Origin of the sequence: Mucilaginibacter sp. L196, from assembly GCF_009765905.1 — a bacterium.
Lineage (GTDB): Bacteria > Bacteroidota > Bacteroidia > Sphingobacteriales > Sphingobacteriaceae > Mucilaginibacter.
Genome location: NZ_LMUO01000015.1, coordinates 746,927 through 759,597, shown reverse-complemented (window position 1 = coordinate 759,597; position 12,671 = coordinate 746,927). Strand labels below are relative to the sequence as shown.

The window sequence follows — 12,671 nt, the reverse complement described above, 5'->3', positions numbered from 1 at the left end:
ACTATTGCAAAGCATTAAGCGTTTTCCTGGTCAACCCCAACAGTATCTCTGAAAAATTGGGGCGAGATAGCTACATGGCCCTTAAAAAAACGACTGAAATAAAATTCATCATTAAAGCCCAGCTCAAAAGCGATTAATTTAACGGATTTTGCAGTAAGGTATAATTGTCGTTTCGCTTCTATTATTATCCGGTCCGCTATCAGGTTTGACAATGTTTTATTGAAATACTTTTTGCTTAGCCTGTTTAATGTGGCTATCGACATATTAAGCAGTTCCGCATATTCCCCAGCACTATGCAATACTTTAAAGTGCTGCTCTATCGCATCTTTCAAAGTATTCAAAGCCTCAGGCTCTTTTTCCAAACGCGTACCCTGCGGATGCCGCTGATCAATTTTGATCCGGGAAGCGTTGATAAGCAATATTTTCAAATAAGAGATCAGCAGCTCCAATTGTGCCGTGCCCGGGCTCGACATTGCAGTTTTAAGCCCCATGATGGTTGTTAAAAGCGACTCCCTTTCTTCTTCGCTTAAATTAATAACCGGCGATTCATAGATATTGTTAAATAAAACACCATTGCAGGAAACTTCGTGACGATGTTTATGAAGGCAAAAAAACTCCGGGTGAAAATTGACCATAATCCCTTTTAATTCGTCATTTGCTGTGATTTTAAATGGTTGGTAAAGCGAAAAGCACATGAGGCTATTTTGATTAAAACTAAATTCGGAAACATCCGCGGTAACACTCCCCTCGCCTTGTAAAATCAAAATCAGTGAAAAATAATTATACTTATTTAAGCCACTAAAATAACCGGCATCATCAAAAGAAAGAACCCTAAAGGCTAAGGATTTGGTTTGTGGATTAAAAAGCTCTAATATATTATCGGCCATGTTTGAATTACCTAAACATACAAAGGTAGAGAAACCTTTTATTTTGTCTGAACCTTGATTCGCTTGATTTGAGAATTTTCTTGATTTTGATTGGCAAGTGGAATCAAGGAAATCTTTTAATCCTTTTAATCATAGTTCAGACTTATTTGGAAAAGCAGTGCCGATGCTGCTATTAAATGGTAGTCCTGCTTTTCGCTTATACTGCGCGAGCCGATATTCGCTGTAATTGGGTTAGAGATGTGGGGCTTGTAATTTAAATAACACACGCGGGTTAATTTTTTGGTACACGCAGGTCGCGTGTACCAAAAAAGGATATTATTTTAATCGCCATGCTGAAGCTGGACCTTCTAAACCGGGAACGCGCTCTATTAATTTTTCGTCCCTAAGTTTATAAAACTCAACTTTCACCAAATTTTCTGATTTTATTCCTGTCAGTTCACGTGCTTGTCTATTATTGATTGTAGGATTATTTTGCAAAAACTCTAATATAAGTTCAGTTGGCCTTGCTAAGGGTGCATGAGGAATAATTACCTTTACACTTCTTTCCAGTTCTTCTATAATAGGAGATTTCAACTTCCACTCTTTCATTTTTTCAAAAGCCGTATTTAATCCTTCTCCAATATCTTTATTTGGTGCGTTTTTATACTTACTTAATGTCCTTACAATTTTATGATTTCTGGCATACCTTGATTCTAAAATATTTTCTACGGTTACATAACCCGGTAATTTACCCGGACTAATCACCTCAATTCTATTATCATAGATCATAATCTGAACATCATCAGATATCGAATAATCTCTATGAATAATGGAATTTGTAATGATTTCCCATATAGCTTCTGGTGGATATTCCATTGCTCTGAGACCTTGTGGTGTCCAAACTTTTATACTGGACATTATCTCACAAACAATCTTAACCGTTTGATTTATTAAATGATATGAAGCTCCCTCAACAGAAATTGTTTCTTTTAAGTAATCTCGCTCAGGTTCGTCCTCCCTTGTTTCATACCTTATGATTTTTACGGCACATTTTCGAGGCAACAGAGCTGAAGGATTATCGGAAAATAAAAGCAGCCCTGACACCCGAGGATCATACGTTTTTAAATCAATTAAATTCTCACTAATTACATATTCAAGCGGCTCTGTACGGGGAGAAAAATCACTTAGAAATGAGGCTATTTCTTTAGATTCATATGTAGATTCTGGCGGAACTGTGACAACTACAAAATCTTCAAATGAAGTTGCCCCTTTTGCAAATTGCAATTCAATAACTTTTTGTTTGTCAGTTATTTTTAACGATTGGGCTCCATTTCTGACGTAAATTTCTTTTCCGGAAGTTTCATGCACGCCTGCACTTTTTTCAATTTTAATTTGCATTACATATCCCGGGAAATCATCACAAAATAAAAATGTGCAGCTAAAATCTAAAGTTGGTTGAATTTCCGAAATAGCTTGTAAGTGAGAGTTAAAATTTTCGATGGTTTAGCGCCATTCCATCTTTTATTTGGATCTGCTTCATCTTTAGGATCTTTAATTCCAATTAAAAATTCCCCACCATCCGCATTAGCAAATGCAATAGCTATTTTTTGAGTTTTGGCTCCAGATATTTCTAAGGCCTTATGATCAAAGAAATGCGACTCTTCTTTTTCTATAAGGCTTAAAGCATCTTCCTTTTTAATTTTCTTTTCTTTCATTGAGACTATTGATAGGAATAGGTAAATATCTGTAAATATAAACATATTTCCACCCATGTTAATATTATCAGTATAATGCTTTTAATGAATAATATTTTCTTGATGACAACATTAAAATGCGAAAAACTATTACTTCCTATAAACGAGCGCAAGTATTTTTTCCTGGTTTGATTTTCAATACTTCAAAGAACATTATTGGCCCTTTCGCAAGAGCAGTTAACCGGTACATACAAATTTCGAGAAATGGGTTGGGATAAGTGCTGACACTGTTTTGTCAGTAGAGATGGTTAATTGAAGATTAGTTGCTTTTGTAGAATTTGCAATATTTGCTTGTCGCTGGTATCGCTACGCTAGGTGTCACTTTTCTTTTGACCGCCAAAAGAAAAGTAACCAAAAGAAAACTCTCGGCTGCGCCTGCTTCTTTGAATGTTCAGTGCTTGAACTTCTGGTGTGGTTGCCGAACCAGCCGATGCCGAATTTTGCGGTTAACGGAGGGTTGGTGCTTTTATTTACTAATTGGATATTCTGCGTTAGGGATGGGAGTAGATACCGGCCTTGCGCTTAAGGCCTGAAGCAGTATGAACGCACAGCCCGCCCGCTTCTATCAGCGGGAACGCCCAAATATTGTCTGAACTCGAATTTATGGAATTAAAGAATGGGCAGAATGCTTTTAAATTCGATTAATTCTCAAATTCCATAAATTCAGGTTCAGACAAATTCTTATTTCAACTTACCCAAGGCCTCTTTAATCCTCGGGATCATCGCCTGGATATCCTGTAGGGTGATTGCGCCTACGGATACACGGAACCAGGTTAGATCTTCATCGGTACCGAAAGCGGAGAATGGCACCAATGCCACTTTTGCTTCTTTGATGAGATAGAAATTAATATCGGCAGGGCTGTTTAATACCGCTCCATCGGGTGTGGTTTTGCCTTTATAATCAACCTTAACGGTTAAATATATGGCACCCATTGGCTCGATAGAATCAACTGTAAAACCTTCAGCTTTTAATTGCTGGAAGCCTTCGTGCAGGGTGTTTAAGCTGGCCTGTATGTTGGTTTTTAGCTGGGCCAGGTAGTTATTTACGTAGGTGTCGTTGGCTAAAAATTTAGCCATGGCTACCTGCTCGGCCTTTGGCGCCCAGGCACCCATGTGGCCTACGATGGCTTTCATGTTGTTTACCACGTTGGCAGGGCCAAAACCCCAGCCTACCCGCACGCCGGTAGCGGCGAAGCATTTGGATGAGCCATCAACAAATATGGTGTAGTCTTTTAATTCAGGACGCAAACTAACCGGGTTAAAATGCTCGTGAGCACCGAAGGTTAATTGCGAATAGATCTGATCGTATAATAAGTACAAAGGCTTTTCGCCTCCTGCACGGGTTTTGTTTTCGGCAATTACCAGGTCGCAGATTTCTTCCAGATCTTTTTTACCAAACATGGTACCGGTTGGATTCAATGGCGAGCATAATGCCAGCAAAGCCGCTCCCTTTAAATGCGAACGGATCTCATCCGCCGTAGGCATAAAATTATTTTCGGGGCGAGTAGCAATCATTACTGATTCGGCACCAAGCAAATCACAATAGTGATTATTGTTCCATGATGGGGTAGGAAAAACCACCTTTTCGCCGGGATCAACCACAGCCAAAAATATAGAATATATCAAAGGGCGTGAACCGCCTGAGATTAGAATTTGTGTAGGGGTGTAATCTAAATTATACCTGCTTTTTAAAAATGAAGATACACTTTCGCGCAGGCTCAACATACCATCCGCAGGCGGATAGTTGGTTTGATTATCGTTATAAGCAGCAATGATGCCTTCCTTCATTTCGGCAGGGATTGGGTAAATATTAGAGTCGAAATCGCCAATGGTTAGGTTGGCAATATTTTTTCCCTGGCGTTTTAATTCGTTTATCTCGCCGGCTATTTTGATGATCTCGGAGCCGCGAAGGCCTTGCGCTAATTTAGATACATTCATTTTAGATGAATTTTAAATGTGCAGATTGAAAATGAACTGTTCAGTAAAAATTTTAGGATTACCTGTTTAAGGTTGCTGGCTTTAATTTGATGAGGCGTATCCAGTGCATAAACTTCATGATTGGATAAACCGGATCAACCTCGAACCAACGTGCACCGAAGTTGGCGTTGTTTGGGCGTTTGTGGTGATTATTCTGGAATAATTCGCCTAATAATAAGAAATCAAATGGAGTTGTATTTTTTGATTTGTCGTTATTATCAAAATTAGAATAACCGTATTTGTGGCCACACCAGTTAACAATAGCACCCTGGATAGGGCCCATTAAAAAGTGTATCGGCAATAATAAAAACATCCACCAATGTGTAGCGAAGGCTACGTAAAAACTAACATACAACACACCAAAGCCTATGCGGGTTGCCAGGCTTGAGCCTACAGTATCAATAAATTTCCACTCAGGGTAATGGCCACCAAATTGCGCATCAGGTTCTTTTAAACGGCTTTCATAAGCCTTGTAGCTGGTCGCGGTGTACATCATCATTTGGAACACATCCTTAAAAAAGTGTGGCGAATGCGGATCTTTTTCGGTATCGCTAAAAGCATGGTGTTCACGGTGCATAATTGCGTATGCACGAGGGTTTAAGAATGACGATCCCTGGAAAACAAACGTCAGCAAATAAAAAATGCGCTCATTAAACTTGTTGGTTGAGAACATCTTGTGCGATACGTATCTATGAAGAAAAAATGTTTGGAAAAACAGGGAAAGAAACCAGTGAGCCAAAAAGAAAATTAATATAATCACGAAATTGGTATTGATAAAAATAAAAAACTAGTTTTCAAAGATACGATTTAATATATTAAAAAGTTTTTTGAAACCATATGCACCTACACCATAATCATATATATTAATTTTTATGACAATTTAGTTAGACTGCATAATCCATTTATTCTGCTGGCACTTATAGCACTTGTATCGCTTTAAAGGCAACCAAAATAAAAAAAACTTCATAAAAGCTGTACGCCTGATTCTTGCGAGATTCGCTTTTTCTGTTTGTCCACAAGGACACATAGGAACAGTTTGGCTTGATTTTATTGGGGTGTTGTCCATCTTACATTCATTTTTTAATTTATACTGAAAGCAGAATGTTTACAAGTATAATTTACCCATATTAACATATTGTTAAAGAGGACTGAATAAAAACAAAAAAACCGTACCATTATTAATGAGTGCGGCTTTGCTATAAATTACTCGCATGATCAAATCCTGCGATACAGTCACTGTTGATCCAGATCAGATCATCCAATACTTTAACTGTTTTTCTATGGTTTCCACAATAACATATTTGCGCACATTTCGTTGAAAAATGCGCAAATATCCTGCCAGTATTGGTTTTTTAACTAAAGAACAAATGATATTTTCAAATTAGGAAAATTACAAATAGGATCACCCCTGCTTATTCTTCATCAGAATATTGAAGTAGATAATAGCCCTCGCTTTAAACCCCAGGCTCTCATAAACCCGTAAAGCCCGGTGGTTATCCGTACGAACGTGAAGTATAGGAACATTTTTAGCCGCCCTGATTCGATGGATATGACTCAGCAGCAATTGTTTAGCATACCCCCTGCCTAAATAGTCAGGATGGGTACAAACGGCGCTGATCTCGGCGTACTCGCCAATATGCAGGCGTTGCCCAGCCATGGCTACCAGCTTATCACCATCAAAAACACCGTAGTAGTGGCCAAAATTTATAGTACGCTCGGCGAAGGGCCCCGGGTTGGTCAATTTAGTGAGCGCCAGCATTTGGGGCACATGCTGTTCTGTTAAAGGTACGATCTCAATCTCAACCGCGGGCGGATCAGCCGGTAGGTTGTATATCATCTGGAATGCTTTATTGGGCTGTATCAGCTTCCACATCTCAGGTATTTCTGTTTCTATATTGGTGATAAAACCTACAGGCCCGTCATGCGCTATCATATCATACAGCACCTGGAACTGCTTATCCGATTGATCCCTCAGCCCAATGAAGGGCGAAACCTCCGAAGCGAAATACCTAACCTGATCATCACCGTGAGCGAGATGTTTATTCCCCGAGATCAGCGCGTTCCAGCCCGGGTTATCTAATACGTGTTCCATTGGCGGCAAACGTATAAAAAAGACGGAAAACAGAGGTAATCAAATTGTTATTTATTTCAACATTATTGTATCACGACACAAATGGAACACCTGGTACAAATGGTACACTTTTATACCAAAAAATGGCCTTTTTATATCTAAAAAGGCCATTTTCAGATGCTTTATATTTCGATTTTCTGACGAAAAACACCCGTTTTAGTCTGAAAAACACTCCAAAAAGTCGTTTTTTTGTTCATTTCCCATCAAAAAGCATCTGTTTTTCACACTAATCTTAAGCTATTATACCAGCACGTACCCGCCGTCTGCAATTATAATTTGGCCGGTACTAAATTGTTGCCGCATAAGGTAGATATAAGTTTGGGCAATATCTTCTGCCTCGCCTACGCGTTTTACAGGCAAACCATTACCAACATGTTCATACATCGCGTCCCTATCAGCATCCGGCATGTCCGACCATAAATTAGTTCTTATCATACCCGGTGATACCAGGTTTACTCTTAATGGAGCAAGTTCAATAGCCATAGCACGGGTAAACCCTTCCATTGCCGCGCAAATGCTCGCCCCTAACGACCATCCTTTCCCCGGCCTTGCGCTGGCAACACCACCTGTTAAGGTTATCGATCCGCCCGCATTGATATGTGGCGCCGCGTATTTCACTGCCGTAAAAGCACCCCAGTAGCGCAAATCAAAAAAGCTTTTCGCGTCCTGAACGGTTACATCTTCTATGTTTTTCAATACTAACGATTCACCAGCAGTATAAACCAAATGGTCAAATGCACCTATCTCGGTAAACATTTCCTGCACCTGCTCTTCATCAGTAAGGTTAATTGCCAGCCCTTTGCCGCCTTTGGGTAATTGCTTAATTGCCTTATCAATACGTTGCTGATTGCTGGATACGATGGTTAATTCAGCTCCTGCTAGTGAAGCTGCTATCGCAGTTGCCAAGCCCAAGCCCGAGCTACCACCAAGTATTACTACTTTTTTACCGGTTAAAAATCCATTTTGTTCCGATGTTTGGTTTTTCATAATTATACTTCTTTTTAGATGAAGCAAATTTCCGAAAACGCATCCCCAATACACTTAACAAATGGTAAAAAGCGATTTTAGCGAATATTTTTCCGGATGCGACTCAACGATTGGGGAGTAATGCCCAGATAAGAAGCAATATCCCCCAATTGCACCTGCGAAGCAACAAGCGGTTGCTGCGACAGAAATAATTTATAACGCGCTGTGGAATCATGCCCCAGGTAGCTATTCCTCAATGCGATCTTATCCAGCAAACCCTGGTGGGTGATTTGGGTGATGAGTTCTTTTAAATAAGGAATTTGAATATAAAGTTGATCCAGGTTTTTACGGCTGAAAACCAATACTTCAGCATCGCAGGCTGCCTGTATACTTTCATGGGCTACAACCCGGTTGTTAAAGCTATTTAGTATGCTGCAAAACTGGTTTTCCTTTAGAAAGAAGTGCGTTACCTCGTGGCCCTGTTCATTAACCACCATAACCCGCAATACCCCTTTGCAAACAAAAAACATTTCCCTGCAAATTTTTTCCGATTTAAAAAGATAATCACCCTCGTGGTAAATACGACTTTCGGTTGCCGCGGCTATTAGGGCCGTATCAGCATCCTGAAATGTACCAAAGCTTTTTAGAAAAACGGTCAGTTGATTTTCCATGTGATGTGCGAAATTAGTGATTTTTGGAATCACATCTACCTCACCACCATCTCGCTGTGCGGTAAATCAAAAGTGACTTGCTTACCTATCCAGCTTAACCATACAATGCCGTCATAAATTAAACCATCAATAAATTGGGTCTTAACATTTTGGACGTTAATAGCAGGAAAACCCTTAATAGCCAGTGATTGTAAGTTAGCGCTATAAATAACCGTTTTAATTTGAGGGTTAAATTCACTTGGATGATAGGTTTTAACGGCAGCCGCGGTATCAACCCCCAAAGCCGAAATGTATTTGCCATTGATACGATAAATATTGGCACCCGCTCCGCTGTCAATACAAAATTGCAGGGTGAGCTTATTGTTCACCACTACGTAAACAAAAACATCAAGCGTTTTATCGCGCGACATGTCCATTTGTAAGGGTACTATCGAACCTTGTTTTTTTATCGCGGCAAGTGTTTCGCCGGTTTCAAATACGATCTGTTTTTTATTGTAGTCGATGGTGAAGGGTTGGTTCCTGAAACTCATTAAAGATATCAAACCATCTATCTCACCAAAAATGGCATCAACAATAGTGAGCTGCGGATTTTGCTCTACAAAGCTACCTAACGATAAGATATTCGCTTTGTAAAGGTCGACAGTCATTTTTTCGCCCGTTGCGCGGAATAATGTTAAACCACCATCCTCTTTAGCCGCCCCATTAATTTTCGAGGCAAATGCTTTAGTAATAACCGTTAATCCCGCACCGGTATCAAATATAAAATTACCCTCAACGCCATTTATACTAGCTTTTACCATGATGTGGCCCTGCGCCGTAATGGTAAACGGGATAGACGATTGTGCATACGCTACTGCGTTGATGCACAACAGGCCAATCAGCAAAAAGAAAGTCTTATAACGGTTAAAATAAATTCGGGCCATAAATATTATTTAAGCCCTAAATTTAATCCAAAAAATGGTAAAGAAAAACCACCTCGCCAACATAAGCAGGTTTTTTCTGGCCTTCAATTTCCATGGTAACGCCAATGTTAGCTTTAGTAACGCCCCTCAGGTTAACTATACCTGCAAGCTTTGCTATAAGCCTTACGTTGCTGTTTACCAGTACCGGCTGGGCAAACCGCATGCTTTCAATACCGTAATTAATTTCCATCTTAAGGTTCTGCACATTTGCTATCTGGTGCCAGAAGTAAGGTAGTAACGATACCGTTAAATATCCATGTGCTATAGTGCCTCCAAAAGGTCCTTCATTTTTAGCCCTTTCCTCATCGGTATGTATCCATTGATGATCGATGGTTGCATCGGCAAACTTATTAATCTGTTCCTGGGTAATGGTATGCCAGCCGGATGTGCCTAATTCCTTACCTAAGTAAGATTCAAATTCAGCGTGGGTATTGATTGTGATCATGTTCTTAAGCGCTTATAATGGATAATGTTGTAAAAATAGCAAAGTGCGGGAGATTGCAAAGAGAGGAGAGTGTTTTGTTGGAAGATGAGGAGCGGAACTTTCGTGGCTATTCATTGAGTTATGACCACTTTAAGCACCATAAAAAAGCAGATCTAACAATTAAATTGCCGCAGATGGTGGTCAGTTTATAAGCCACTTGCCCGACCTGTTCTTTTGTCATTTTCCCGAAGAAGGGATGGACGAAACCGGGGTTCGAGAAATGAACATATTCGTTAATCAAGGCAATCCACTTCTTTTTTTCTGATGCAATATCGCCGTTGGTTTCTTTTACTTTAAGTTCACTAAGCGTGGGTGTATTACGTGCCAAAGGGGCCTCATTCTTCAGTATTTTTTTTAAGGCCATTCTCCCAAACAAACGGCCAATGAATGCCTGATTGTTGTTTTTATTACTTTGTATCCATTCGTCCCACAGGGTGCAATGCTTCAGCGCCTGGTACACACTCATTTTGCCCCACTCGTTCTGGCTGTTTTCGTTAACCGTATCGATCCTACTGATCAATTCATCTCTTGTCGTTTTGTCAAATACTGTTTTCATGTTTGCTGTAATGAGTATTATAAAGATGGCTATTTTAAGCAAGTTTTAGTTTAGTTTCCTGCGGGGGCGGAAAATCGTTAAAAACAGGATTTAAACAAACATGTTATGGGTAGGTACTCGAGTATGAGCGACGACCCTACTCCATCGTTGCAATCACATAAAAATCAATGCAATACCAATATGACAAAACACTGTCAGCACTTATCCCAACCCATTTCCCGAAATTTGTATGTACCGGTTAACTTACTAACAAAAACTTTAAAAACATCTCTAAACTCTATCAAAATTCTGATGCGCAATAAAATAAATTATATTAAGCAGAAAAGCGTAAATTTGCAGATCACAATTATGCGCAGTGCTTAAACTATCACATCCTGATTACTTCTTGCCAACTGTCCACGCTGTGGCATTTGGCGAAATTCTTCAATCCGGTACTACAATGCCGCAACTTGTCGTAGGCATATGCGAACAAACTGGAATAAAGTCAGATTATGTTATTAAATTTATAGGAGCACAGCGCATGTCTCCAGAGGCAAGTGCTCGTGAGTTGATTGCTGCTTTAATAGCTAAAGAACTTGACTTTAATGTTCCCGAACCTGTAATTATTCATATCTCAGATGAATTCGTTGAACTGATGCGAGGAAATGATAATTATCTAGTTGCTAGCAATAGCTTAGGATTTAATTTCGGTAACGAATATAAAACTGGCTATTATTCCGTTATAAAAGATCAAACAATTAGCAGTTCTCTCGAAGATAAACTTATCGAACTTTACGCATTCGATATTTTTATAAGCAATGCGGATCGGAGAATTGAAAAACCAAATTTTTTGACGAACGGTGATGAGATAATTATTTTCGATCATGAACTTGCTTTCGGATTTACAATGGAATTGTCCTTTTTGCGAAATTCCGAACCTTGGAAAATTCGGTCACAAGATTTAAATTGGATTAACGACAATTTTTGTTTCAATAGATTAAAAGGAAAGCAATTTGATTATTCTTCGTTCCAAAGTAAACTTGAATTAATTGATAATTCATTTTGGGATAAAATAGAAACCATTTTACCTCCTGATTGGTTAACTGAACAAGTTGACGAGATTAAAAAACACTTAAATACATTAATGTCACGCGCTGATATATTTACGAGCGAATTAAATAGGATACTATTATGAAAAAATTCGAGTATCAAATCATCAGATATCTCCACGATCGAACTACTGGCGAGTTTGTAAATGTGGGCATTGTATTATTTGAACCTACTGGTCGATTCCTTGAAGCTAAGATGCTAAATAAATTTAGTCGAATATCTAATTTTTTTGAGGAATTTAATGGCTATTTCTTACTAAACACACTGAAGCATTTTCAGAAGGAAATTCGCTCTGTAAACTTAGATCTTTACTTTTTCAATTCAAGTAATTCTTTTGATTCCGAAAAAGACTATAATTTGTCGGATATAACAAAAAAAATTCTAGTACAAGATGATAGTGCGCTTTACCTTTCTAATGTAAAATATGGACTAGATCTGGATGCAGGAAAAGCATTAGATGATTTATATGAACGGTTAGTTGATAAATATAATATTGATGCGAGCAAAGAAGTTCATACCGACGCCTATGTTTGGACCAAAGTGTACAAAGCTCATTTTGATAGGTTAGGAATTACTCCAAGATTGAAAGATCATACAATCAAAACGCATAATGATCAGATTAAATTTGATAAGGCTTGGAAAAATGGAGTTTGGAACTGCTATCAAAGCCTTTCTTTTGATTTAAAACGAGAAGATTCAATCAAAACCAAAGTATATAAATGGTCTGGTATTATCAAAGAACTTGAGTCGTCAAATGAAAAGATGAATTTGTTTTTTCTAACAACGTCACCAAAGACAAGTGAACATTTAAATATTTTTATTAAAGATACATTATCACAAAGCAATAATGATGTAAAGGTGACTATTATACATGAAAATGAAGCTGAACAGTTTGCCCGCAATGTGAAAACAGCTATCGAAAAAATTATCTAGTTGTTTAATATTAAGTTGGACTACCGTTAATACCAGCACCGGCACTGCTTTTACAAATAGCCCGAACCATGATTAAACGGATTAAAAGATTCCCTTGATTCCACATGCCAATCAAAATCAAGAAAATCCCAAAATCAAACGAATCAAGGTTCAGACTATCTCCCCATTAACCGCCTTTAACCGCTCAATAAACTCAGCCTGATCTTTCGGCGATATGAGCACGCTGTCGTTTTGATTATAAAATATCTCCACCCTGTCGGTCGAAAGCGCTGGCGCGCTCCG

General features: G+C 38.8%; 14 protein-coding genes. 2 read left to right on the top strand and 12 right to left on the bottom strand.

The window, feature by feature from the left end; genetic code table 11:
- Nucleotides 1–14: 14 nt before the first annotated feature.
- The 11 genes from GSQ74_RS14250 to GSQ74_RS14205 form a co-directional block, all read right to left on the bottom strand.
- On the bottom strand, nucleotides 15–887 hold the full coding sequence (locus tag GSQ74_RS14250) for a helix-turn-helix domain-containing protein (RefSeq protein WP_158994381.1): 873 nt from the start codon (nucleotides 885–887) through the stop codon (nucleotides 15–17).
- 315 nt (nucleotides 888–1,202) lie between these two features.
- Entirely contained in the window at nucleotides 1,203–2,264 is a 1,062-nt protein-coding gene (locus GSQ74_RS14245; RefSeq protein WP_216846747.1) for an ATP-binding protein, read from the bottom strand.
- A 47-nt stretch (nucleotides 2,265–2,311) separates the two neighbouring features.
- Complete coding sequence (locus tag GSQ74_RS22685; RefSeq protein ID WP_216846746.1) at nucleotides 2,312–2,581, bottom strand: ATP-binding protein; 270 nt, start codon at nucleotides 2,579–2,581, stop codon at nucleotides 2,312–2,314.
- Between the two features lie 720 nt (nucleotides 2,582–3,301).
- The gene (locus GSQ74_RS14240; protein ID WP_158994379.1) at nucleotides 3,302–4,558 is read right to left on the bottom strand and encodes a pyridoxal phosphate-dependent aminotransferase; all 1,257 of its coding nucleotides are present in this window, start codon (nucleotides 4,556–4,558) and stop codon (nucleotides 3,302–3,304) included.
- Nucleotides 4,559–4,616: 58 nt separating this feature from the next.
- The gene (locus GSQ74_RS14235; RefSeq protein WP_158994377.1) at nucleotides 4,617–5,357 is read right to left on the bottom strand and encodes an acyl-CoA desaturase; all 741 of its coding nucleotides are present in this window, start codon (nucleotides 5,355–5,357) and stop codon (nucleotides 4,617–4,619) included.
- 642 nt (nucleotides 5,358–5,999) lie between these two features.
- The gene (locus tag GSQ74_RS14230; protein ID WP_158994375.1) at nucleotides 6,000–6,689 is read right to left on the bottom strand and encodes a GNAT family N-acetyltransferase; all 690 of its coding nucleotides are present in this window, start codon (nucleotides 6,687–6,689) and stop codon (nucleotides 6,000–6,002) included.
- Between the two features lie 279 nt (nucleotides 6,690–6,968).
- A complete protein-coding gene (locus GSQ74_RS14225) occupies nucleotides 6,969–7,715 on the bottom strand; it encodes an SDR family oxidoreductase (protein WP_158994373.1) in 747 nt (248 codons plus the stop codon).
- A 77-nt stretch (nucleotides 7,716–7,792) separates the two neighbouring features.
- Entirely contained in the window at nucleotides 7,793–8,365 is a 573-nt protein-coding gene (locus tag GSQ74_RS14220) for a Crp/Fnr family transcriptional regulator (RefSeq protein WP_158994371.1), read from the bottom strand.
- Nucleotides 8,366–8,400: 35 nt separating this feature from the next.
- A complete protein-coding gene (locus GSQ74_RS14215) occupies nucleotides 8,401–9,288 on the bottom strand; it encodes a retropepsin-like aspartic protease (RefSeq protein ID WP_158994369.1) in 888 nt (295 codons plus the stop codon).
- 22 nt (nucleotides 9,289–9,310) lie between these two features.
- Nucleotides 9,311–9,772, bottom strand: a complete 462-nt coding sequence (locus GSQ74_RS14210) for a MaoC family dehydratase (protein ID WP_158994367.1) — start codon at nucleotides 9,770–9,772, stop codon at nucleotides 9,311–9,313.
- A gap of 118 nt (nucleotides 9,773–9,890) precedes the next feature.
- The gene (locus GSQ74_RS14205) at nucleotides 9,891–10,367 is read right to left on the bottom strand and encodes a DUF1569 domain-containing protein (protein ID WP_216846745.1); all 477 of its coding nucleotides are present in this window, start codon (nucleotides 10,365–10,367) and stop codon (nucleotides 9,891–9,893) included.
- Nucleotides 10,368–10,722: 355 nt separating this feature from the next.
- On the opposite strand from GSQ74_RS14205, the gene GSQ74_RS14200 reads away from it, so the two are divergent.
- Entirely contained in the window at nucleotides 10,723–11,541 is an 819-nt protein-coding gene (locus tag GSQ74_RS14200; RefSeq protein ID WP_158994365.1) for a HipA family kinase, read from the top strand.
- Nucleotides 11,538–12,389 (top strand): DUF3037 domain-containing protein, encoded by an 852-nt coding sequence (locus GSQ74_RS14195; RefSeq protein WP_158994363.1) that lies wholly within the window; start codon nucleotides 11,538–11,540, stop codon nucleotides 12,387–12,389. Before GSQ74_RS14200 ends, GSQ74_RS14195 begins: the two co-directional genes overlap by 4 nt.
- Before the next feature lie 150 nt (nucleotides 12,390–12,539).
- On the opposite strand, the gene GSQ74_RS22995 is transcribed toward GSQ74_RS14195, so the two are convergent.
- Nucleotides 12,540–12,671, bottom strand: a 132-nt coding sequence (locus GSQ74_RS22995; RefSeq protein ID WP_174236930.1) for a PH domain-containing protein, incomplete at its 5' end; no start/stop codon positions are given.